At 46.6% G+C, this 22,756-nt stretch carries 28 protein-coding genes, 1 pseudogene and 1 riboswitch; of the genes and pseudogenes, 21 read left to right on the top strand and 8 right to left on the bottom strand.

Annotated features, from left to right (window positions below):
* Positions 1–32: 32 nt before the first annotated feature.
* From HUG15_RS21790 to dhaM, 11 genes are all read left to right on the top strand, one after another.
* Positions 33–2,120: a hydantoinase/oxoprolinase family protein gene (locus tag HUG15_RS21790; protein WP_200125769.1), complete on the top strand. Its 2,088-nt coding sequence runs from the start codon at positions 33–35 to the stop codon at positions 2,118–2,120.
* Positions 2,113–3,723 carry a hydantoinase B/oxoprolinase family protein gene (locus HUG15_RS21785; RefSeq protein WP_200125767.1) on the top strand — a complete coding sequence of 537 codons (1,611 nt, stop codon included), beginning with the start codon at positions 2,113–2,115 and terminating at the stop codon, positions 3,721–3,723. The genes HUG15_RS21790 and HUG15_RS21785 overlap by 8 nt, the downstream gene beginning before the upstream one ends.
* 21 nt (positions 3,724–3,744) lie before the next feature.
* The gene (locus HUG15_RS21780; RefSeq protein WP_200125765.1) at positions 3,745–4,530 is read left to right on the top strand and encodes an SDR family NAD(P)-dependent oxidoreductase; all 786 of its coding nucleotides are present in this window, start codon (positions 3,745–3,747) and stop codon (positions 4,528–4,530) included.
* A 398-nt stretch (positions 4,531–4,928) separates the two neighbouring features.
* The gene (locus tag HUG15_RS21775; RefSeq protein ID WP_200125763.1) at positions 4,929–5,234 is read left to right on the top strand and encodes an ArsR/SmtB family transcription factor; all 306 of its coding nucleotides are present in this window, start codon (positions 4,929–4,931) and stop codon (positions 5,232–5,234) included.
* A gap of 11 nt (positions 5,235–5,245) precedes the next feature.
* Positions 5,246–6,160: a cation diffusion facilitator family transporter gene (locus HUG15_RS21770; protein WP_200125762.1), complete on the top strand. Its 915-nt coding sequence runs from the start codon at positions 5,246–5,248 to the stop codon at positions 6,158–6,160.
* 16 nt (positions 6,161–6,176) lie between these two features.
* The gene (locus HUG15_RS21765) at positions 6,177–6,347 is read left to right on the top strand and encodes a hypothetical protein (protein ID WP_200125760.1); all 171 of its coding nucleotides are present in this window, start codon (positions 6,177–6,179) and stop codon (positions 6,345–6,347) included.
* 212 nt (positions 6,348–6,559) lie between these two features.
* Positions 6,560–6,712 (top strand): Uma2 family endonuclease, encoded by a 153-nt coding sequence (locus tag HUG15_RS23255; RefSeq protein WP_246516433.1) that lies wholly within the window; start codon positions 6,560–6,562, stop codon positions 6,710–6,712.
* Between the two features lie 3 nt (positions 6,713–6,715).
* Positions 6,716–6,868 (top strand): hypothetical protein, encoded by a 153-nt coding sequence (locus HUG15_RS23250; protein ID WP_246516432.1) that lies wholly within the window; start codon positions 6,716–6,718, stop codon positions 6,866–6,868.
* Between the two features lie 78 nt (positions 6,869–6,946).
* A complete protein-coding gene (gene dhaK, locus HUG15_RS21755; RefSeq protein WP_200125758.1) occupies positions 6,947–7,918 on the top strand; it encodes a dihydroxyacetone kinase subunit DhaK in 972 nt (323 codons plus the stop codon).
* 12 nt (positions 7,919–7,930) lie between these two features.
* Positions 7,931–8,545, top strand: a complete 615-nt coding sequence (dhaL, locus tag HUG15_RS21750) for a dihydroxyacetone kinase subunit DhaL (protein ID WP_200125756.1) — start codon at positions 7,931–7,933, stop codon at positions 8,543–8,545.
* Positions 8,545–8,937 carry a dihydroxyacetone kinase phosphoryl donor subunit DhaM gene (dhaM, locus tag HUG15_RS21745; protein WP_200125754.1) on the top strand — a complete coding sequence of 131 codons (393 nt, stop codon included), beginning with the start codon at positions 8,545–8,547 and terminating at the stop codon, positions 8,935–8,937. Before dhaL ends, dhaM begins: the two co-directional genes overlap by 1 nt.
* A 416-nt stretch (positions 8,938–9,353) precedes the next feature.
* On the opposite strand, the gene HUG15_RS21740 is transcribed toward dhaM, so the two are convergent.
* The 5 genes from HUG15_RS21740 to HUG15_RS21720 all read right to left on the bottom strand — a co-directional run bounded on the left by HUG15_RS21740 (position 9,354) and on the right by HUG15_RS21720 (position 12,462).
* The gene (locus HUG15_RS21740; protein WP_200125752.1) at positions 9,354–9,551 is read right to left on the bottom strand and encodes a hypothetical protein; all 198 of its coding nucleotides are present in this window, start codon (positions 9,549–9,551) and stop codon (positions 9,354–9,356) included.
* A 117-nt stretch (positions 9,552–9,668) separates the two neighbouring features.
* On the bottom strand, positions 9,669–10,976 hold the full coding sequence (locus HUG15_RS21735; protein ID WP_281393573.1) for a peptidoglycan-binding domain-containing protein: 1,308 nt from the start codon (positions 10,974–10,976) through the stop codon (positions 9,669–9,671).
* Between the two features lie 221 nt (positions 10,977–11,197).
* Entirely contained in the window at positions 11,198–11,629 is a 432-nt protein-coding gene (gene tnpA, locus HUG15_RS21730; protein WP_200125748.1) for an IS200/IS605 family transposase, read from the bottom strand.
* A gap of 40 nt (positions 11,630–11,669) precedes the next feature.
* Complete coding sequence (locus HUG15_RS21725) at positions 11,670–11,891, bottom strand: hypothetical protein (protein ID WP_200125746.1); 222 nt, start codon at positions 11,889–11,891, stop codon at positions 11,670–11,672.
* 4 nt (positions 11,892–11,895) lie between these two features.
* On the bottom strand, positions 11,896–12,462 hold the full coding sequence (locus tag HUG15_RS21720; protein ID WP_200125745.1) for a hypothetical protein: 567 nt from the start codon (positions 12,460–12,462) through the stop codon (positions 11,896–11,898).
* A gap of 182 nt (positions 12,463–12,644) precedes the next feature.
* On the opposite strand from HUG15_RS21720, the gene HUG15_RS21715 reads away from it, so the two are divergent.
* Together HUG15_RS21715 and HUG15_RS21710 are read left to right on the top strand one after the other, a co-directional pair.
* A complete protein-coding gene (locus HUG15_RS21715; RefSeq protein ID WP_200125742.1) occupies positions 12,645–12,803 on the top strand; it encodes a YvrJ family protein in 159 nt (52 codons plus the stop codon).
* A 2-nt stretch (positions 12,804–12,805) separates the two neighbouring features.
* Positions 12,806–13,492 (top strand): N-acetylmuramoyl-L-alanine amidase, encoded by a 687-nt coding sequence (locus tag HUG15_RS21710; protein ID WP_200125740.1) that lies wholly within the window; start codon positions 12,806–12,808, stop codon positions 13,490–13,492.
* A gap of 18 nt (positions 13,493–13,510) precedes the next feature.
* Here the strand turns inward: HUG15_RS21710 and HUG15_RS21705 are convergent, their stop codons facing one another.
* The gene (locus HUG15_RS21705; protein ID WP_200125738.1) at positions 13,511–13,765 is read right to left on the bottom strand and encodes a glutaredoxin family protein; all 255 of its coding nucleotides are present in this window, start codon (positions 13,763–13,765) and stop codon (positions 13,511–13,513) included.
* Positions 13,766–14,480: 715 nt separating this feature from the next.
* Between HUG15_RS21705 and HUG15_RS21700 the strand changes: the two genes are divergently transcribed.
* The 3 genes from HUG15_RS21700 (at position 14,481) to HUG15_RS21690 (ending at position 16,649) form a co-directional block, all read left to right on the top strand.
* On the top strand, positions 14,481–15,047 hold the full coding sequence (locus tag HUG15_RS21700) for a sigma-70 family RNA polymerase sigma factor (RefSeq protein WP_200125737.1): 567 nt from the start codon (positions 14,481–14,483) through the stop codon (positions 15,045–15,047).
* A gap of 4 nt (positions 15,048–15,051) precedes the next feature.
* Entirely contained in the window at positions 15,052–15,246 is a 195-nt protein-coding gene (locus tag HUG15_RS21695; protein WP_200125736.1) for a hypothetical protein, read from the top strand.
* Between the two features lie 77 nt (positions 15,247–15,323).
* Positions 15,324–16,649 (top strand): peptidoglycan-binding domain-containing protein, encoded by a 1,326-nt coding sequence (locus HUG15_RS21690; RefSeq protein ID WP_200125735.1) that lies wholly within the window; start codon positions 15,324–15,326, stop codon positions 16,647–16,649.
* A 43-nt stretch (positions 16,650–16,692) separates the two neighbouring features.
* Here HUG15_RS21690 and HUG15_RS21685 read toward each other — a convergent pair whose 3' ends face one another.
* Positions 16,693–16,878: a hypothetical protein gene (locus tag HUG15_RS21685; protein ID WP_200125734.1), complete on the bottom strand. Its 186-nt coding sequence runs from the start codon at positions 16,876–16,878 to the stop codon at positions 16,693–16,695.
* 47 nt (positions 16,879–16,925) lie between these two features.
* A pseudogene (locus HUG15_RS21680) lies at positions 16,926–17,448 on the bottom strand (tyrosine-type recombinase/integrase).
* A gap of 200 nt (positions 17,449–17,648) precedes the next feature.
* A riboswitch (FMN riboswitch) is annotated at positions 17,649–17,778 on the top strand.
* 154 nt (positions 17,779–17,932) lie between these two features.
* On the opposite strand from HUG15_RS21680, the gene ribD reads away from it, so the two are divergent.
* The 5 genes from ribD to HUG15_RS21655 are packed head-to-tail and all read left to right on the top strand — an operon-like array spanning position 17,933 to position 22,094.
* Complete coding sequence (gene ribD / locus HUG15_RS21675) at positions 17,933–18,991, top strand: bifunctional diaminohydroxyphosphoribosylaminopyrimidine deaminase/5-amino-6-(5-phosphoribosylamino)uracil reductase RibD (RefSeq protein ID WP_200125733.1); 1,059 nt, start codon at positions 17,933–17,935, stop codon at positions 18,989–18,991.
* Positions 18,976–19,638, top strand: a complete 663-nt coding sequence (locus HUG15_RS21670; RefSeq protein WP_200125732.1) for a riboflavin synthase — start codon at positions 18,976–18,978, stop codon at positions 19,636–19,638. The genes ribD and HUG15_RS21670 overlap by 16 nt, the downstream gene beginning before the upstream one ends.
* On the top strand, positions 19,631–20,827 hold the full coding sequence (locus HUG15_RS21665) for a bifunctional 3,4-dihydroxy-2-butanone-4-phosphate synthase/GTP cyclohydrolase II (protein WP_200125730.1): 1,197 nt from the start codon (positions 19,631–19,633) through the stop codon (positions 20,825–20,827). The genes HUG15_RS21670 and HUG15_RS21665 overlap by 8 nt, the downstream gene beginning before the upstream one ends.
* A 10-nt stretch (positions 20,828–20,837) precedes the next feature.
* Positions 20,838–21,317, top strand: a complete 480-nt coding sequence (ribH, locus tag HUG15_RS21660) for a 6,7-dimethyl-8-ribityllumazine synthase (protein ID WP_200125728.1) — start codon at positions 20,838–20,840, stop codon at positions 21,315–21,317.
* Between the two features lie 3 nt (positions 21,318–21,320).
* The gene (locus tag HUG15_RS21655; RefSeq protein ID WP_200125726.1) at positions 21,321–22,094 is read left to right on the top strand and encodes a class I SAM-dependent methyltransferase; all 774 of its coding nucleotides are present in this window, start codon (positions 21,321–21,323) and stop codon (positions 22,092–22,094) included.
* Positions 22,095–22,756 lie beyond the last annotated feature (662 nt).

The following is a 22,756-nucleotide window of genomic DNA, read 5'->3' as shown; positions in this document are numbered from 1 at the left end:
CGAGAAACTACACACAGGGAGGAGGTCTGTGCATGACATCGATTAAAGTTGGCGTTGACATTGGCGGTACGTTCACCGATTTTGTTTTTCTCGAGAGCCAAGGAAATCGCTCGTTTGGAAAAACGTTGACGACGTACCCGGACCCTTCGGACGGGTTTATCAACGGATTGGAAGAAAATTTACAAAAATTTGAGTATCGTTATGAAGACATTGATACGATTATTCATGGCACAACGCTTGTTGTGAATGCTTTGATTGAACGGAAGGGGGCGAAAACGGCATTAATCACAACCGAAGGCTTTCGGGACCAGCTGGAAATCGCTACCGAGAGCCGTTATGATCTCTATGATCTTTTTGTAGACAATCCGCTTCCCCTCGTTCCGCGGGAATTGCGGTATACTGTCAAAGAGCGAATGTTAAATGATGGAACGGTACTGGAACCGCTCGATGAAACCGGGGTAAAAGAAACCTTTCGTCGACTTCGAGAAGATGGTGTGGAAGCCGTGGCCGTTTGTTTTTTACATAGTTACCGGAATATGGCGCATGAAACGCGTGTGCGTGAAATTGCCGAGGAAGTAGCGCCGGAGCTGTACATCTCCCTTTCCGGTGAAGTTTCGCCTGAAATCCGCGAGTATCCGCGCACGTCAACAACGGTGGCGAATGTATTTGTGCAGCCCCTCGTGCAACGCTATTTGAGTAATTTGGAAACTGCATTGCAAGCGAGAGGGTTTTCCGGAAATTTTCTCATGATGCTCTCGGGCGGGGGCACGTGTACGGTTGAAACGGCGATGCGTTTTCCCATTCGCATTCTTGAATCCGGGCCTGTCGGCGGGACGATTGCCGGAGCTTATTACTCCGAGCGTAGTCGCCTCGGTCAATTGCTCGTGTTTGATATGGGCGGAACGACGGCGAAAGCGAGCCTCGTCGATGATGGGAAACCGCTCACGACGAATGAATTTGAAGTTGGCCGAGCGGAACGGTTCATGAAAGGGAGCGGCATGCCGGTGAAAGTGCCAGTCGTAGAAATGATTGAAATCGGCGCCGGAGGCGGGAGTATTGCGCATGTCAATCGCCTCGGTCTTTTGAAGGTGGGGCCTGAGAGTGCCGGTTCCAATCCGGGGCCGGCCAGTTATGATTTGGGAGGCACGCGGCCGACAGTGACCGACGCCGATCTTATCCTTGGCTATTTAAATCCGGATTATTTTCTCGGCGGGGATATGCCGTTGAATAAAAAACGGGCGTATGCGGCCATTGAAAAGGAGGTTGCCAAGCCGCTCGGACTGGACGTGGTGGAAGCGGCATGGGGTATTCACGAAGTCGTGAATGAAAATATGGCGAGTGCAAGTCGCATTCATGCCGTTGAAAAAGGTAAGGATATTCGTGATTACCCGCTTTTTGCCTCCGGCGGAGCCGGTCCGGTGCACATCAGTCACGTGGCGGAGATTTTGGGTGTAGAAACGGTGTTGTTGCCGGTTGGCGCCGGTGTGAATTCGGCTTTTGGTTTTCTCGCGGCACCGCTCGCGTTTGATTTTGTCCGTAGTTTTTATGGGAGGTTGAAAACACTCGAATGGAATGATGTCACGGCTTTGTATGAGGAAATGGAGCAGGAAGGAAAGGTACTGCTCGCGCAAGCGGGTGTGACAGAAGAGATTGAAACCTTGCGGTATGCGGAAATGAAATACGCCGGGCAAACGCACGAGATTGCCGTGCCGATTCCCGCGGGAGCACTTACCGTCCAAAGCATTCCCGAAGTTATGGCAAACTTTAAAATGGAATACGCGAAACGCTACGCTGAAGCGAATGAGGATATGGTGATTGAAGCATTGAATTGGCGGGTCGTCGTGCGCGGTCCCGAACCGCACATTTATCTCCGGGCGTCTGAAAATCAAGCGACGGCGGCTGCCAGTCCGAAGGCGCACCGCGACGTTTATTTTCGCGCTTATAAATCTTTTCAGCAGACGCCTGTCTACGAACGATCAACCCTAGCCCCGGGCACGGCGTTCCAAGGGCCGGCAATCGTGGAGGAGCGGGAATCGACGCTTGTCGTCAACCCCGGTTTTCTTTTAAAAGTAGATGAATTATCCAATTTATGGATGACAAAGGAGGGAGCGCATGGTTGACCCGATTCAATTGGAGGTGCTTTGGAACCGTCTCGTCACGTTGCTTGAAGAGCAGGCGAAAACATTGATCCGGACTTCCTTTACGAGTATTTTGTCCGATGCAAATGATTTGTCGGCCGGCTTGTTCAACAAAAATGGGGATATGATCGCGCAAGCGCAAACGGGCACGCCGGGGCATATCAATTCCATGGCCACCGGTGTCCGGTATTTTTTAAAAAATATACCGACAGAAACATTAAGAGAAGGGGATGTCCTCATCGGAAATAATCCTTATGAAATATCGGGTCATCTGTTGGATATAACAATCGTAACGCCTGTATTCTTAAAAGGGCAGTTTATCGGTTATGTTGCCTCCACATGTCACGTAGCCGATGTTGGCGGGCTCGGTTTCAGTCCGGAGGGAGAAAGCATTTACGAAGAGGGCGTCCTCATTCCTTATATGAAGTTCTATGAGGAAGGAGTGATCGATGAGACGCTCGTGGCGTTGCTTCGCGCCAATGTACGCGCGCCCGATCAAGTGCTCGGCGATTTGCGTGCCCAAGTGGTCGCGCAGGAAGTGGCTATCGCGCGTTTACGGGAGACGCTTGCGGAATTCGGCCTTGAGGATTTGGAAGCGGTCGGTGCCAAAATCATGCATTTGTCGGAAACGGCTATGCGCAAGGCGATCGCCGAATTGCCCGACGGAACGTATGCAAATGAATTGTATAGCGATGGCAGTGAGAAACCGGTGCGGTTGAAATGCGCGCTCACCGTCCGGGGCGATGAGGTACATGTTGACTTCAGCGGAACGTCGGATGGCAGCACGAAAGCGATTAACGTCTGCCTTAATTACACGCTTGCCTATGTGAATTATGTATTGAAAGCAACCCTTGCGCCGGACATCCCGAGCAATGAGGGGAGTTTTCGCCCGGTGAGTGTTAGTGCACCCGAAGGCAGTGTGCTGAACGCAGTTCATCCGATGCCAACGGCAGCACGCCATATCATCGGCCATTTTGCTCCGATGTGCGTGCTCGGTGCCCTTTATCCACTGATGCCGGAAAAAATACCGGCTGAAGGGGCTGCTGCCATTTTTGCATTGCAAGTGCATGGGGTGGATTTGGCAGACGAGGCCTTCTCATATGTCGTATTCAATGCCGGCGGGACGGGCGCCCGCCCGGGTAAAGATGGCCTTTCGGCAACGACGTTTCCATCGGGTGTTAAAGGCACGCCGGTGGAAATCATCGAAAATATGTCCCCGTTGTTGCTGCATCAAAAAGAACTTCGTCCTGATTCAGGGGGAGTTGGGGAATTTCGGGGAGGGCTCGGACAGACCATTCGTTTCGGCGTACGGACTAATCGACCTTATCACTTGCCTTTAATGTTCGATCGTACACAATTTGCGCCTAAAGGATTGGATGGCGGGGATGAAGGGGCAAAGGCGGAAGTGAGCATCAATGATGAGCCCGTGAGCGCTTCAAAAAAATTGTACACGTTAGCGCCGGAAGACATTGTTACGATGCATTTACCCGGTGGAGGCGGCATCGGGAATGACACGGATCGCGACCCGGAAGCAAGAAAAGATGATCTTCGCAAAGGTTATGTCACGCGCGAAAAAGGGTATTAGGTATTAAAAAGGGGGAAGCTTATGCGTTTACAAGATAAAGTAGCTGTCGTGACCGGTGGTGGCCAAGGCATTGGCAAAGGCATTGCCGAGACGTTCGGAAAGGAAGGAGCAAAGGTTGTTGTCGCCGATGTCGATGAAGAAATAGGCCGTGAAACCGTTCAGCAATTGCAAAACCAGCAAACGGACGCTTTTTTTCAGCCGACCGACGTTAGCGATGACGCGAGCGTGATGGATCTCGTGAAAACGGTGGTGGACAACTATGGCGGAATTGATATTTTGGTAAATAATGCCGCGATCAATTTTCGCAAACCCGTGCACGAGACGTCTTTGGACGAGTGGAACCAACTCTTGGGGATCAACCTGACCGGTCCTTTTCTATGCTCCAAATATGTGTTGCCGGAAATGCAAAAAAGGGGCGGCGGCTCAATCATCAACATTGCATCCTGGCACGCGGAAAAGACAATCACCCGTCTTGCCGCTTACGCTACCGCGAAAGGTGGATTGACGGCACTTACGCGGCAAATGGCTCTCGATTACGGCCCTGATCAAATCCGTGTGAACGCTGTCGGACCGAGTACCGTTGATACGCCTCTGTTGCAAAAAACATTCGAAAGTCTCGAAGACCCTGATGAAGCTTTTCGGCAAACGCTTGATTTTCAACCGATGGGACGCATCGGCTCGACGGAAGATATCGCGAACGCTTGTTTATTCCTTGCTTCGGATGAATCCACGTACGTAAGCGGGCAGACGCTCATGGTTGATGGCGGTGCCATCAACAAAATCGCCCGTCCGTTGATGTTTGACTAGAAATCCTCATGCTAATCGATGCTTTCGTGACGAAGGGGCGCGTTGAATCGGTTATCAGCCAAAAACACGTCGGTATCAGCTGGAAACTGCAATGTATCAGCTGAAATCAGTAATATATCAGCGAAAACAAACGATTTATCAGCTATGGCATCCGTATTGGGAGTGACTAACGGTAAACGGTCGCCATGGGCGCTTCATGACGCTGTTTTTTTGGGGTGACCACCCGATAACGGTCTTCATGAAGGGCCCATGGAGCCCCTGTGGAAAAGCCTTATCGAATTTCGGTCTTTATAAACGCTTCATGATACCCTTTTTGACCGCAAGCAACAAGTTGCGGTCCTTGAACCGTCATTCTTTTCATGGTAACATGAACATATGATCATATAAAGGGTGATAATATGGAGGCGTCTATGCACGATCTCGACGAAGAAACACTGTTCACTGTTTCACAAACATTTAAAGCTTTATCCGACCCGACAAGAATCCGTATTTTACACTTGCTTTCAATCAAAGAATGTTCGGTGAACACGATTGCCGAACGCTTGTCATTAAGCCAGTCCACGGTTTCTCACCAGTTACGTTTGTTAAAAAATATCCGGCTCGTCACATCGCGAAGAGAAGGAACATCGGTTTATTATTCCCCTGATGACCGGCATGTGCTCGAAGTTCTGGAACAAACGATTCATCATTCTTTGCATGATTAGGAGGTGTTCAAATGTCTCATAACCACCATCACCATCATCATACCGATAATAAAAAAGCACTCTTGTTAGCCTTATTGTTGATATTTATCCTCGTCATCGCGGAAGTGATCGGAGGTTTGTTAACGAACAGCTTGGCCCTAATGGCAGACGCCGGCCATATGCTGAGCGATTTTTTTGCCATTGGACTCGCCTTGATAGCGTTTAAAGTCGGGGAACGGGCAGCAAGCAAAAGCAAAACGTTTGGCTACCGGCGATTCGAGATTCTTGCGGCACTAATCAACGGAGTTGTGTTGATCGGCATCTCCGTATTTGTGTTCTGGCAGGCAATTCAACGTTTTCAAGCACCTCCCGAAGTCGCCGGGGGAGGAATGTTGGCGTTTGCAAGCTTTGCCCTTTTCATCAATTTGCTCGTCGCGTGGATATTTTTGCGCGGAGGTGATGTGAAAGGAAACCTGAACTTGCGCGGCGCTTTTTTCCACGTGCTCGGAGATATTGTCAGTACGATCGGGGTGCTTGTTGCCGGATTGCTGATTTTATTTTTCAATTGGACATTTGCCGATCCGATTATTAGCATAGTAGTGGCGCTGTTAATTTTAACGGCTGGATTTCGCATTGCAAGTGAGTCGGTGCATGTCTTGATGGAGGGAAAACCAGCGAGCATATCCTTGCAAAAGATTGAAAAACATTTAAAAGAATTGCCGCATGTCCATTCGTTGCATGATTTGCATTTGTGGTCGATCACTTCAGACTTCCCGGCGTTAAGTTGCCACCTTGTTGTGGAAGAGGGGGCGGACCGCGACGCATTGCTTCGGCAAGCGACCCACATGTTAAAAGAAGAATTTCGTATCTCGCACGCGGTCATTCAAATGGAAGGCGAAGGGATAGAATGTACATCCATGTGTTCAAGTCCGCGACCATCCACGTAACATTGGGCGCGGGAATATGTCGATACGATTTATTAAACAAATGTTTGATGAAGAATGTGTGGACAACCGCTCCGTATCGGGTGACGATCGTCTAGCTACTGTAATCATTGGCTATGGATATATAAGAAAAAGGGAGCTGATAGCGTATGACGATGCCGGGTCGCCAAGACAGCTACAAGTATCCTGAATGGAGAAACTGGCGGGGGACGCTGGGAGATTATTCACGGACGGCCATATGATATGATGCCAGCCCCAAGGCCTGAACACATATTGAGTGAACTACACATTGCATTGAAAGAACACTTTCGAAATCACTGTCATGTTTTCCTCGCCCCATTTGATGTGTTTCTCGACCGCGAGTAAACTTATGAAGAAGCGGACACAATTGTACAACTTGATTTGTCGGTCATATGTGATTTTGCTTCGCTTACCGAAAAAGGTTTTAAAGGACCGCCTAGTCTTGTAGCGGAAGCTCTGTCCCCATCTACAGCCATGAAGGATTTCAATGAAAAATTTAACGTCTATGAACAAGCAGGCGTGGAGGAATATTAGATTGTGGACACAGAGCATAACCTCGTCCACCTGCATCCATTGGTTAATGGGAAGTATTCGGAAAGAAACACGTATGGCCCTTCAGACGTTCTTCACTCGGTTATTTTCACAGATTTAAAAATAGATCTAAATGGCGTGTTCACTGAAATCGAGTAGGTGAACGCGTTTTTTCACGATTTTCTCGCTTGATTAACGGGTATATATATCATGCATACTACGAGCGGAGGGATTTATATGAAAAAATTAATGAATGACCCTGAACAGATTGTGTCTGCTTTTCTGGACGGGCTTGTCGCGGCAAACGACACCTTGATTGATCGTTTGGAAGGAACGGATGTCATTGTCCGACGCTCGCTTACTCCGCAAAAAGTCGGCCTCGTTAGCGGAGGCGGAAGTGGCCATGAGCCCGCTCATGCCGGTTACGTTGGGAAAGGGATGCTTGATGCTGCTGTCGCCGGAGAGGTGTTCACGTCACCGGGCGCAGACCAGTTTTTCGCAGCTATCCAGGCAGTTGATCAAGGAGAAGGCGTATTGCTTCTCATAAAAAATTACAATGGGGACGTTATGAACGGTGAAATGGCTCAGGAAATGGCGGAGGCAGAAGGGATCAAAACAGAGATGGTTATCATTAATGACGATGTTGCCGTTAACGATTCTGAACAACGGCGGGGTATTGCCGGGACGGTGCTCGTTCAAAAAATTACGGGGGCGTTTGCGGAAACAGGGGCGTCCTTGTCCGACGTGAAGCGTGTCGCAGAAAAGGCGGTGAGCAGGATTCGAAGCATGAGTGTTGCACTCAAGCCCTGTACATTACCGGCGGTTGCGCAGCCGAGTTTCGATCTTTCCGAAGACGAAATGGAAGTTGGCATTGGGATTCACGGGGAACGGGGCATGGAACGCCGGGACGTGGCGACGTCCGAAAAGACAGCGCAACTTTTACTGAAATCTATTTTAAAAGAAATCCCTGAGGAAGCGCCGTTAGCGCTGTTGATCAATGGCATGGGTAGCACTTCGCTTATGGAGCAGCATGTGTTTGCCAACGATGTGATGAAGCAATTGAATCGGGATATCCAACACACATTTGTCGGGGATTATATGACAAGCCTGGATATGGCAGGCGTGTCACTGACGTTGCTGGCACTCGATGAAGAATTGTCGAAGTACTTGGAGGCGCCTGTGCATACGGTTCAATGGACGCAGTATTAGGAGGTAGAGAAAATGAATAATGAACAGGCAGCGCAATGGATGCGGCAAACAGCGGAAAAGTTGGTCGAACATAAAGATGAATTATCCAAGCTCGATCAATTCGTCGGCGACGGCGATCATGGTGTGAATATGGAACGGGGCTTTCGGGCAGTTGTTGAAAACCTGGATGATTGGAAAGATTTATCGTTGTCACAACTGATGCAAAAAATAGGGAGTGCACTCGTCTCTAACGTGGGTGGCGCTGCCGGTCCGTTATACGGCACAGCTTTTATGCGTTTGGGCACGGCTTGGACGGACGTGGACCAGGTGGACGGCCCGGCGTGGATGTCAGGGATGGCAAAAGCGGTGGAAGGGATTGCCCAGCGAGGGAAAGCCCAAGCCGGTGACGGCACGCTCTTGGACGTATGGTCCCCGGTAGCAGCGATCCTTGATGAAAATGAACCGGACTGGAAGAAAATCGAGGATGCTGCGCAAACAGGGATGGAGGAAACCGAAAGTATGGTCGTGAAAAAAGGGCGTGGAGCACTCCTCGGCGAAAAATCGGTGGGGCATCTCGACCCGGGAGCAGTATCCAGCTTTTATTTATTTCAAGCACTGGCGAAGACAATGGATGAGGGGGAAGGATAATGGCAGGAAATCAAGTGGCGATCCTTTTAATCTCCCACGTAGAAACGTTGGCGGAAGGTGCCAGGGAGCTGTTGCAACAAGCGAATCCGGAGGTAGGCGTCTATGCTTGCGGCGGGCTTGACGGAGGCGAAATCGGCACAAGCGTGGACCGTATTGAAGCGATCGTAAAAGAAATTGATCCGGAAGATGCTATTCTTATTTTTTATGACATTGGAAGCGCGAAAATGAACGCGGAAATGGTACAGGAAATGTATGAAGGCCGAAACATCGCGATTTGCAATGCTCCGTTAATTGAAGGGGGATACGTGGCGACAGTGACCGCCGGGCTTGGCACGTCATCGCTTGCGAAAGTGAAACGGGAAGCGGAAGAAGGATATAGCAAGGAAGGGTAGAATAGTGCCCGGTCATAGAAAGCAAATTGGCCACACCCATCCCAAGTAACAGGAATATAAGTTTGTTTCATGGCCTAAAAAATTGCTGGCGTTTTCTTGCTGATTCTATCGCTCCCAATTTATTTATTCTAAAGAGGATTTTATGCACGTTTTTATACGCTGCTTGACAATGCGTAAACCGCTCACTGCACCGAACCATATTTTTGTGAGTGTTTTCCCCCTTCATAACTTGTTTAATAAAATCAGCCTTCTTCACATGTATATTGTATAAGACCTCCAGTAAACCAAGCACAACTGATAATGACAATAAAACCAATTCCTGTTCCTATTGATGCCAAACCACATATCGTAGCTCCACCTGCAATACCAGCATTTGGCGATACACTGATAAGGATCACGCTTTAAAGACGCAAAGTTTATTTCCAAAGTTCCCCTTTAATTAACAAACGTAAAATTACTAATACACTGCCTATGGTAAAGCCTATTACGAAGTATATAAGAATTGAATTAAATGTGATAGGAGTGTTTTGAGTTAAACTCCATATGATATTAATAATTACCATAACTATTCCAGGAAATAAGCTAAAGAGTAAAATTCCTGTTAGTTTGTTCATACCGAATCCCCCCTCTCCCTAAATTATATTATTAGCGCAATTAATGATTTTTTTCCTCATTTACATAAATTTAAACTAAAAAGGGATTGTCTTTTTTGAGACAATCCCTTTTTAGTCTTAGGAACAAGCACCAGATGGAGTTACAGCGTCTACAGTAGCGCCGCACACTCCTGCAAATACCAACCACCCTATACCTGCTGTGAATGTTCCGGCAAAAAGGCCAGGAACACCACAAGCAATTCCTGCACTAGCTGCAACTGCAAAATCACAAGGGTCTTCAACCTGAATACGAATATCAGATTCGTTAGCTTCAAAAATTGCTTCAGTTAATTGGTTTTGAATGTCAAGTTCTGCATTGGTGAACTCAAGTACAGTGTCTTCTTCTTCTTCAACTGTTTCTCCATCTACATCATAAACATTTAATGTAGCAGGGCTTTCATAAAGATCTCCTTCAATTACTCCAAATCCAAAATTTAGAATTTCCTCATCTTCATCAAAAGTTGCAAAAACATGGATATAACCATTTTCTTCATCTAAGCTTCCTGAAAGCAGATAGAATTCTTGATCGTCCTCTTCAAATTGTCTACTGATTCGAGTTAATTCAGGATCAGAAATTTCGTCACTAGCTTCAGAAGGAAGGTTATTTTGATAAGCTTCGCTTGATTGCAATAAATCAACAAAGCTCAGTGCTGCTTCTTCAGATTGTTCTTCTACTTCCATTTCATAACCTTCATCTTCAAGAACTTGGTTTAATTCCTCTTCAGTAGATGGATGAAAAGCCTCTAAGTCTAATAAGTTCATTGTTACAGGCCCCGCAATACCATCAACTTGTTGGTCCGTAACCTCTTGAAAATCTTCAATCGCACCCTCGGTTTCTGGCCCAAAACTCCCGTCAACATCAATAGAAATATCCACTTCATCTTGCTCATTTAATTGCTCTTGAATCCGGCGAACCAAACTATTCGCATCGCCTTCCTCAACAAGAATGGTTTCAATGAGCTCGTCCATCATTTCAAGGGTATTTGGACCAGCAATCCCATCGACGGAAAGATCATTATCGGATTGAAAGTCTCGAACCGCTTGTTCCGTACCTGGGCCGTAAATGCCATCAATGCCACCGTCAGGTTCAAAGTAGAACCACGTGAGGTCTTCCTGAAGCATTTCGACCCCTTCGCCTTCAGAACCTTCGCCAAACAAAATGGCTTCTCTGAGGGCATTATTGGTTTCCGGTCCGGCAATGCCATCCACGGTCAGCCCTTCTTGGCTTTGAAAATCTTGGACCGCAAGGTCTGTTTCTTCTCCATAAATGCCATCGATGCCATACTCCGGAAGGGCACTGGGATTTTCACGAATCAACTGTTTCTGGACCGTCTCAATGAATCGTCTCCTTGACTCTGCTGTCACTGTTCTGTCGTCAATACTCATGTTTATCCTCTCCTTTTTTGTGGGTCTACTCTTAAAAGAAAAGCAAACGCTATTTTGACAACCACTCTGCAAAATTTTATTGATTTTCATCGAACCGTTCCTTAAACGACCACCTGCTAAAGCAGGTGGATTTGGACATAAATGTCCGCGACTGAAAGTCGCTGTTCAGACTGAAGTCCGCTGAAAGACCTTAAGCTCAAGCTCACTAAATGAGACTGAACTCATTCATCAATCCCGAAGATATCATCCCTTCTCTCAGTTGATTGATTTTCGATATAGTTTCTAATGATTTCTTCGGTCACATTTCCTACGGTGGTACAAAAATATCCTCTTGCCCATAAGTGTTGCCCCCAGTACTTCTTCTTCAGAGCTGGGAATTCATCTTGCAATAATCTCGATGATCTTCCTTTGAGATATTGCATGATTTTACTCGGAGCGATACTCGGCGGGCATGATAACAACAAGTGAATATGGTCCTTGCCTACGCTTCCTTGCAATATCGTAATATTCCTTGCTTCGCACCCCTGTCTAATCAATTCCCTGACACGGTGGGCGATATCTCCCCGCAACACTTGATATCTATATTTTGTTACCCAGATTACGTGGTACTTGATATCATAGACCGTATGACTGCTTTTCCGATATCCATCCATACTTTCACCTCAGTTTAAGTATGGACAGGGAAAAGCAAGGCTAAAAGCGTATCCCGTCTAAAGACGGGGGAGTTAGACCACGCTTCTGTAACTTAAACGTCCAAAAGGATACGATCTCCATTTCATTCGTTACTTTGATCAAACGAGCACTGATATCCTGTCTTAAATCTTCACGTTCCTGTGAGGTTGTCGCCTTTAATCCATGTCGAATGCGAGGCTCCATATCTTCTAATACCTCCAGGATTAAAGCGTTTCTGTCCATGTTGTCACTCTCCCCGAAGTTGGGCGAACGCCCTCCTTTTGGTTTTGGAAACATTTTGAGGTGTACAGTTTAACTTTTCGGAAATTTCATGATCATTAAGGTGGTCAAACGTATAAAAGTGCATTACATTTTTTCGTGTGTCACTAAAGGTTTTATAGGTTTGCTGCATGTTTTCGGTTGGTAAAAGGCCTTGAACTTCTCTAACAATGGCATCATCCAATGGTGGTTCTGATGATGGAATGAGATCACCTCGTTTGGGTTCTTCCTCTCCCTCAGTACCGACAGATTTATCAAGCGTTAACATCGCCCGTTGCTTTCGCTTCGATTGATCATAGGTGTTGACGTAAAGCCGCGTTAATGTGGCGATATATCGCATCATCCGGACTCTCAAATAGTAAACCTCAAACCGTTGGTCTAACTGATCTGATGCCCACAAATCATTCTGTTCAATCGCTGCCTTTAGGAGGTCCCAATGGTCATCGACGGCCAAAAAAGTTTGGATCACAGGTTCCTGGAAAAAACGGCCATTTTCCTGAATGAACTCGCCCCATTTTTTCTCTCTGTTCTTCATGTTGACCACCCCTTATGATTGATCGTTCTTCTATATAAAGAAAAAAGAGGAAGAAAAAAACAACCATATGAGAACTTTTGTTTGCATTTTATCATATGTTTTCTTCCGTGCCTATATCTCATTTTATTGGTTGTTCAAAGACGAGCTATTTTTCTTTATAGGAAAAGAGAGGAGGAATGGGAATGGAGCAATTACCTGATTGGATGATATTTTTAGGGAATTTTGGTTTCCCCACGCTTGTTGCCGTCTATTTGCTCGTGCGCTTTGAAAAACGGATCGATGGCTTAACTCATGCCATTCAAGATTTACAAGCATCCAACAACCACAAAGGAGAGGAATAATCATGGAAATTATCGAAGACATGATTCCAACGTCTAATAGCAATCGTCCAGGAACGTCCTTAACCCCAACGCATGTAACGGTTCATGAAACGGCCAATACAGCCGTAGGAGCCGATGCAGCCATGCATGCCGATTATGTGAAAGGGGACGATGCTCAGGATCGACAAGTTTCTTGGCATTACACTGTGGATGATACCGTCATCATCCAACATCTTCCCACGAATGAAGTTGGCTGGCATGCGGGAAGTGAAGGAAATGAGCAATCGGTAGGAATTGAGCTTTGTGTCAATCAAGACGGGAATTTCGAACAGACCCGAGCAAGGGCGGTGTCTCTCATCCAATTTTTGATGGCGGAGTTGGATATTTCCTTGGAAAATGTGGTAACCCATCAATCGTGGACAGGCCAAAACTGCCCAGCGAATTTACTGAATGATTGGAGTAACTTTATCAATGAAATCAGTGATGAGGATGGAGAAGAACCGTCGCCTAGTGGCCAGCAAATTAGAGTCATTACGGATACCCTTTGGGTTTATGATGAACCGGATTGGGACGCACGTTATACGACGGTCCAAGAGGGAGAAATTTTTACGGTTGAAGAGGAACTAACCGTAAATGGATCCTTGATGTACCAACTGCGAAGTGGATTGTATATCACAGGGAACCCGGAATATGTAGAAATGATGGAATAACAAATGATGAGCCACTCCCTAACTTAGAGAGTGGCTCATTTGTTTTAACGCTTTTTTCAGTTTTGGTGTCGCGCCGACATAGGCTCTTTCCTCATCCTGTTGGTGAATAATCGTATACGGAATGCCTGAAGCACCATAATGCCGAAACTCTTGCAAATACGTTTCATGTTCCGTAATATTCTTTTCCTGATAAGAGATGTTGTTGTGCTTAAGCCACATTTTAAAAAGTTTACAAGGGCTACATCCTGTTTGCGTATAAACGGTTACCGTCATAACGCTCTCCCCTTTCAAATGATCGTTCTCTATATAAAGAAAAAGAAAAAATGCAAAAACAACCACGCGTACATAACTTATGAAAAAAAAGATAAAAGGAATAAACATCAGGTCCATGATGTTTTTAATTGAGATTTTGTGACTGCCTATATGACCGGCGGCGTTTATCAAGTCATTCAGCATGTGGTCGGTTTACTTTTGTTTGGGATCCTGGTGTTTCAAAGCTTCTGTGTTAGGACTTGAACAAAACAGGGAGAAAGGAGGTGACCCATCATGGTAATTACATATAAAATAGCCACGCTTTGCGTGGCTGTAGCCTCGTTAGTGGTCATGATGAAAAATACGATAGAGCAAAGAAGTAATCACCCCTGGAGACTAAACCAAAAGAGCGGTTATTTCTAGAGAATAGATGAACAAATCCCTTGGTACGGGTTGTTCTATTGGAAAACCGTTTTTCAAATCGAACGAGTGAATAGACAGCAATGAGCGTTGGAAATCCAAAATCCCCTAATCCAATCGGGCAATTGCTCCATTCCCATTCCTCCTCTCTTTTCCTATAAAGAAAAATAGCTCATCTTTGAACAACCAATAAAATGAGATATAGGCACGGAAGAAAACATATGATAAAATGCAAACAAAAGTTCTCATATGGTTGTTTTTTTCTTCCTCTTTTTTCTTTATATAGAAGAACGATCAATCATAAGGGGTGGTCAACATGAAGAACAGAGAGAAAAAATGGGGCGAGTTCATTCAGGAAAATGGCCGTTTTTTCCAGGAACCTGTGATCCAAACTTTTTTGGCCGTCGATGACCATTGGGACCTCCTAAAGGCAGCGATTGAACAGAATGATTTGTGGGCATCAGATCAGTTAGACCAACGGTTTGAGGTTTACTATTTGAGAGTCCGGATGATGCGATATATCGCCACATTAACGCGGCTTTACGTCAACACCTATGATCAATCGAAGCGAAAGCAACGATCGCTGCTAACGTTTGATCAACCTGTTGATGCCGAGGGAGAAGAGCAACTCAAACAAGGGGACTACACCCCTTCTTTAGAGTTGGCATTGGACGATGCCGTCGTTCGAGAGGTGCCAGAGATTTTACCAACCGAAGCCATGCAGCGAACCTATCGATCCTTTAGTGACACACGAAAAAATGTGATGCACTTTTATACGTTTGACCAGTTGAATGATAAAGAGATTTCTGGAATATTAAATTGCACGCCTCAAAACGTTTCCAAAACAAGAAGAAAGGCTTTGGCCCAACTTCAAGGGAGTTGACATTATGGATAAAAACGCTTTGATTCTGGACGTGTTAGAGGATATGGATCCTCGGATTCGGCGGGGGTTAAAGGCAACGTCCCCACAGGAGCGCGAAGATTTGAGACAGGATATCAGTGCTCGTTTGATCAAAGTTACCCATGAGATGGAGACCATATCCTTTTGGACGTTTAAGGAACGGTTCGATGAAAATCAATAAAAATTTTGCAGAGTGGTTGTCAAAATAGCGTTTGCTTTTCTTTTAAGAGTAGACCCACAAAAAAGGAGAGGATAAACATGAGTATTGACGACAGAACAGTGACAGCAGAGTCAAGGAGACGATTCATTGAGACGGTCCAGAAACAGTTGATTCGTGAAAATCCCAGTGCCCTTCCGGAGTATGGCATCGATGGCATTTATGGAGAAGAAACAGACCTTGCGGTCCAAGATTTTCAAAGCCAAGAAGGGCTGACCGTGGATGGCATTGCCGGACCGGAAACCAATAATGCCCTCAGAGAAGCCATTTTGTTTGGCGAAGGTTCTGAAGGCGAAGGGGTCGAAATGCTTCAGGAAGACCTCACGTGGTTCTACTTTGAACCTGACGGTGGCATTGATGGCATTTACGGCCCAGGTACGGAACAAGCGGTTCGAGACTTTCAATCCGATAATGATCTTTCCGTCGATGGGATTGCTGGTCCAAATACCCTTGAAATGATGGACGAGCTCATTGAAACCATTCTTGTTGAGGAAGGCGATACGAATAGTTTGGTTCGTCGTATTCAAGAACAATTGAATGAGCAAGACAGCGTCGATCTTAGCATTGATGTCGATGGTATTTTCGGTCCAGAAACTGAGGGAGCTGTTGAGGATTTTCAAGAAGCCACGGATCAACAAGTTGATGGGATTGCTGGACCAGTAACCATGAACTTACTTGATCTTGAAGCTGTTCATCCTGGTACTATGGAAGAATTTGAAGCATATTTTCAAGGAAGGCCTTTTGAAACAGATATTACTGAGGCCAATGAATCTGATCAAGAAGTGTTTAAAGAGTTGGTTGAAAGTCACGAGGTGTACCTCGACAACAATCCCTCGGATGAAACAAGCTTAACCGTTTCTGAAGGGTTGGATATAGATTTATACGCTGATGAAGACGAGTTTTCTTTGTTTTATATGTCTGGCCAATCAGGAGACAATGTTTACGTATTTGCGCTTTTCGATAAAGGTGAAAATGAGTTAATTGGATTAGGATTTGCAGAAGTTGAGGGAGACCAATACGAAGATACAACGACATTGACGAGTTATGATGTAGATGGTGAAGAAATTGATGCAATCGAAGACACTAATTTGGAGCTTACTAATGCAGATTTAGATATTCAGAAAGAAATTTCCGAAACGCTTCTGTCGATCTCTACCCAGCAAGAGGACGATACTTTCGATGAATTCGTTTGTAATACTGAAGCAGCTGCATTGGGAATAATTACATGTGCTGGACTTGGTCCTGGGGCTGCAATTCTATGTGGAACTCTTGGTGCCGGCGTTCTCGCAACTATATGGTGTCCTTATGAGGATAACCCAATAGCAGATAATCCACTCGATATACCACCGGATCCTGATAATCAATAATGAAAAAGAATCCCTATAAGGTCATGTTCAAGATCTTATAGGGTCACTTTTCACTGTTTATTTTGCTTTTATTTCGGTCTTGTAAGTACTGGGATAAAGCAAAAAAAGCAATCATTACAAATATACTTATGTGCCAAGAATAGTGAAATGGTTCAAAAAAGAATCTAAAAAATAAATCAACACATACAAGTGAAATAATCCCAATCCCAATAACTTTTAATACGTTCATTATAACACCTCCAAATAAGGATAGCTTTCTTTGCACCCGCCCTCCCTCTATAAGCTGAAATCGTCCATGGCGTTATCCATCACATCTTGATTGATGCCAATATAACGCAACGTGATCGACGGGGCCGCGTGATTGAATAACTTCTGCAATAAAGCCACATCTTTGGTTTGCTTGTAAAAATGATAACCAAACGTTTTGCGCATATGCGTGCCGATCTCCTCCAGGCCCGCCTTTGCGGCCGCCGCCCTTAGCACTCGGTATGCTCGGATGCGGCTGATCGGGACTTTCGGGTTTTTTTGACTGGCGAAGACATACGTCTCATCGCTTTTCCCCTCGATATATCGCACCAATTCCCTCTTAATAGCCTCGGCGATCCGGACCCGTTTCGACTTCTGTGTCTTTCCCTCCTGGGTCATCAAGTGATCCTGCCTTTGATATCCACCACTTTGAGATGAAGCAAATCGCTGATCCTAAGTCCGGTATTGATTCCCATGAGGTAGCTGCTTTGCATCAGATGCGCTTTCACTTCCCAATTTTGGCGGGCTCTCGGATGGGCTGAACGGTGTTCATCCTCCCTCGCTCCCTCCATTATGTTACCTAGAATGATACACGCCATCATGTTGTGTTTCAATCAGCCAAACGCCAAAACAGTGTACAGCGTTCGTAAATAGCTTTGATGAGGGCTGTTTTTTGAAGCGAGCTGGTAACTTAAAACAAATCACTTGCTGATCCATGATGAATAATGATAAAGTGTTTACAAACATTTTAATAAAAAACTTCGGGGCAGGGTGAAAGTCCCTACCGGCGGTGACAGTCCGTGACCCGGTTTGCGTTTGCAAAACGGTGGATCTGGTGGAACTCCAGAGCCGACAGTGAAAGTCTGGATGGGAGAAGTTTGGATGCGCATTATCAAGCGATCGTCGTGCTTGAGATGTATGCGTCGTGATTGGCAATACATTCGTGTATTCGTCTTTCATCTTCATTCAAAAAAAACGAACCTCGGAGTCCGCGAACTCCGGGGTTTTTTTGTCCCTGAAAAAAGGAGCCGCTTGCCATGAATGATCATTGGTATATGCAGCGTGCCTTGGATTTGGCTGCCGCGATGGAAGGGCAGACGTCGCCGAATCCAATGGTGGGCGCTGTCGTTGTAAAAGATGGACGAATCGTCGGGACCGGTGCTCACATGGGTGCCGGCGGCGATCATGCCGAAGTGCATGCGTTGAAGATGGCAGAGGGCTGTACAGATGGCGCGACCATGTATGTGACGCTTGAGCCTTGCAATCATCACGGACGCACACCCCCTTGCGCAAAACAAATCATAGAGGCTGGGATTGCCCGTGTCGTCGTTGCCGTAAAGGATGTGAATCCGGAAGTAGCCGGGAGTGGCATCGAAGCGCTACGGAATGCCGGGGTGGAAACAGAGGTAGGCGTACTGGCAGAAAAAGCGGCAAAGCTAAATGCAACGTTTTTTCATTACGTGCAAACCGGCAAGCCTTTTGTCACCGTTAAAACAGCTTCATCGCTCAATGGGAAAATGGCAACACCAAAGGGCCTATCTCCATGGATCACCGGGGAAGCGGCGCTTGAAGATGTTCATCAACTTCGCCATATTCATGACGCGATTCTCGTAGGTGTTGGCACTGTAATAGATGACGACCCGGCACTCACGACCCGTTTGGAAATCGGAGGAAGAAATCCGATCAGGGTTGTGCTGGACCGCTATTTGCGCACACCGTCAGATGCACAACTTGTAACCGATGGAAAGGCTCCCACATGGATTTTTACGGAAGAAAGCCCGAAATCTAAAAACGCATCCGTGTTGGAACAAAAAGGCGTTCGTGTTAACTCGTTGCCAACGGTAACGCCTAAAAAGGTGCTTGCTGAACTCGGCCGAGCCGACATTCAATCCGTTCTGGTCGAGGGTGGAAAAACGATCATTTCCGCGTTTATAGCCGAAAATGAAGTTCAACGTTACATCTCCTATGTCGCTCCGAAATTGTTCAGTGCAGATACCGCGATGGAGCTTGAGGTGGAATATGCGCAAATGGTTGGCGGAGATATAAAAATTACAGCGACAGCAAAGAAGGGGGATGCATCATGTTTACAGGGTTGATTGAGGAAGTCGGGGTGGTCGACAACATTGTCCAAACCGGTCAAAACGGGCAAATAACGATCCGTTGTGCACACGTATTGGAAGACGCACGGATCGGAGATAGCATCGCGGTTAACGGGGTGTGCTTGACGGTCACTTCGATCCACGACGCTCAATTTACAGCAGATATCATGGCAGAAACGTTCGCGAGCACGAGCCTTTCCCAACTCAAGCCCAATGATCCGGTCAACCTTGAACGGTCAATGACTGCAACGGACCGTTTTGGCGGACATATCGTTGCGGGCCATGTCGATGGGGTCGGGGAGATCATAAAACGCACAACCGAAAGCGGAGCGGTGAATTTTGAGGTCAAATTTACGGATGATTTACTGCGCTATATTGTGAAAAAAGGTTCGGTAACCGTTGATGGGATTAGCTTGACGGTCGCCCATGAACATGCTGATCGTTTTACCGTCGCGATCATTCCCCATACGCTTAAAGAAACAAATCTCGGTAGTAAATCTGTCGGAGACCATGTGAATATAGAAACGGATATTATCGGCAAATATGTAGAAAAATTACTACAGCCAACGAACAGGGATGAGCAGTCGGAAGAAATGATCGGTAGACTTCTCGAGAAAACGAAAGGGGGGAAAGGTAATGTTTGATTCGGTGGAAAAGGGAGTTAAAGCCCTTCGCGAAGGGAGAGTCATCGTCGTTTGTGACGATGAAGATCGTGAAAATGAAGGCGATATGGTGGCGCTCGCGAGCACTGCGACTGCCGATACGGTTAATTTCATGGCCAAACACGCCCGCGGTCTTATTTGTGCCCCTATTACACGGGAACGCGCGAATAGCTTGTCGCTCCCGCAAATGGTGAATGACAACACGGATCCCCATGGCACGGCATTTACGGTCAGCGTGGACCATCGTGATACGACAACGGGCATTTCTGCCGAGGAACGGGCGAAAACAGTGCGGGCACTCGCATCCGATACGGCAAAAGCTTCCGACTTTAAGCGGCCAGGGCATATTTTCCCCCTTGTGGCCCAGGATGGTGGCGTGCTCAAGCGCGCGGGGCACACGGAAGCTGCTGTAGATCTGGCCAGAGCCACCGGTTCAGGCGCGGAGGCCGGGTTGATTTGCGAAGTTATGAATGAAGACGGGACTATGGCGCGTGTGCCGGATTTGAAAGCCATTGCTGACGAGTACGGTATCCCGATGATTACAATTTCCGATCTTATCCATTATCGCCGCGAACATGATTCGCTCGTTCAGCGTGAAGTGGAAACGGCGCTACCGACGAAATTCGGTGCTTTTCGTGCGGTCGGGTACTCGGATGCAGACGAAGGGCAGGAAAACATTGCGCTCGTCAAAGGGAATATTGCCGACGGAGCCCCGGTCCTCGTTCGTATTCATTCGGAGTGCATGACCGGTGATGTTTTCGGATCTGAACGCTGCGATTGCGGTCCACAACTGCACGCGGCGCTTGAAAAAATTGAAGAAGAAGGCCGGGGCATTTTGCTCTATATGCGCCAGGAAGGCCGGGGCATTGGGCTTATGAATAAACTACGCGCATACAAATTGCAAGAAGAGGGGTACGACACGGTGAATGCCAATGAAGAGCTCGGCTATTCCGCTGATTTGCGCGACTATGGGATCGGCGCACAAATTTTGCGGGACCTGGGAGTAGAAAAGGTACGCCTGTTAACGAATAACCCATGGAAAATCAGCGGGCTCGAAAGCTATGGCATAAATGTGGATGAACGCATCGGCCTGCAACTGCCCCCATTGGAACACAACGAATCTTATTTGCAAACAAAATTTCATAAGCTCGGGCATTTGCTTGAATTTTAGGAGGTTTATCATGGGAGAAACATTTGAAGGAAGCTTGGTCGCAACAGATGTAAAAATAGGCATTGTCGTCGGTCGCTTTAACGAATTCATTACCGGCAAACTTCTTGAAGGCGCAAAAGGGACGTTGGTTCGACACGGGGCGAGCCCGGAAAACATTGATGTCGCCAAAGTGCCTGGTGCCTTTGAAATTCCTTTTGCCGCAAAACAGATGGTAAAAACTGAACAGTACGATGCAATTATTACGCTCGGCACCGTTATCCGCGGCTCAACGCCTCATTTTGATTACGTGTGCAACGAAGTTTCGAAAGGCGTTTCGTCGCTGTCGCTTTCCTACGATACACCGGTTATTTTCGGCGTGATCACGACGGAAACCATCGAGCAAGCGATTGAGCGTGCCGGCACAAAAGCAGGGAATAAAGGGGCGGAAGCGGCAACTGCCGCGATTGAAATGGCAAACCTTACAAAGGTTATTTCGGGCGGTGAACGTTAAAAGATGAAAGACAATCATAAAGCGGTCCAAAAAACATTTTCCGCCTCAGCAGAAAAATATGTCAATAGCGCTCTGCATGCGAAGGGGAAAGATTTGCAGGCATTGGCAGGAACCATCGATCTTACCGGTAATGAAACGGTGCTTGACATTGCCACAGGCGGCGGCCATGTGAGCAATGCCTTGGCACCACTGGCAAAAGAAGTCATCGCTATGGATGTAACCGTGGAAATGTTGCAATCGGCAGAAGCGTTCATTCGCGGAAATGGACATGAAAATGTTCGTTTCGCCGAAGGAGATGCTGAAAGCCTTCCATATGTGGATGAAGCATTCGATGGAGCGGCATGTCGCATCGCTGCTCATCATTTTTCCCGGCCGGACGTATTTTTGCGGGAAACCTTTCGGGTGTTGAAATCCGGAGGCTCTTTTTTCTTGTTGGATAATACGGCCCCGGAAGCAGACGTGTTTGACACGTTTTATAATAAAGTTGAAAAGCTGCGCGATCCAAGCCATGTCCGGGCCTGGAAAAAGAGCGAATGGATCGCGAAAATAGAAAAGGCCGGTTTTACCGTGGAACATATGCAACGATTCCGGAAAACGTTCGATTTCCAAGATTGGTGCGAGCGGCTTGACGTCGATGCTGATACAAGAAGAATGTTACAGCAGCTATTGGCCGAAGCCCCACCGTCGATTCAGCAGAAATTTAACATTCGGTATGAAGATGATGGCCACGTCCGCACGTTTGACGGGGAATCGATCTTGTTGGAAGCGTGTAAGTAATAGTGACAACATGCCTAAACGGAAAAGATTTTACGTGAGGATCAAGATAAAATCAAAGTACAACAATTTAGGACCCGAACAGAGAGGGAAAACTGTTCCAAGGGTATCTAACCGCACAGTTAGCGCCCGAACAAAGGTGATAAATCCATCCAAGGGTATCTAAGCAGCCGTTGGGACATGAACGACGGCTTTCAGCCTGAAAAAGTACTCCAACCGTGACCGTTGGAACGTCTAACCACGTGTAATGACTAACAAAATGTTCGATCCTCGATTGTTTGAACTTTGGTAGCGACAAAATCTAAAAAGCGTATCCAAATACAGGCGTTAGGAAAAACAGTGAGGGAATCTGGCTCAGGGGACCGGGGGCGGTGGTGCCAATGAAGGGGTTTATTTCTGTTGAGAATATTGCGTGGACAATGAAGCGTAGGTAACGGGAGAGAAATCGGCACAGTAAATGACTGTTTCTGAAACGGGCAAAAAAACACCTGAAATGCAATAAACGGTTGCAAGAACGTATATACTTTTGTAAACAAGTTGTTGTTATTTCGCCCGGCGCATGTCCTTTTATAATCAAATGTTTTGATCTCCAATCAACGGTTTTACCTGATCTGTCAAAATCACCCCAGTTATTACTAAGTGATCCGGTAATCTAATTAATAGCT

This window comes from Salicibibacter cibarius, assembly GCF_016495725.1.
Lineage (GTDB): Bacteria > Bacillota > Bacilli > Bacillales > Marinococcaceae > Salicibibacter > Salicibibacter cibarius.
The sequence above is the reverse complement of the archived record's forward strand: the minus strand, read 5'-3'. Positions and strand labels throughout refer to the sequence as shown.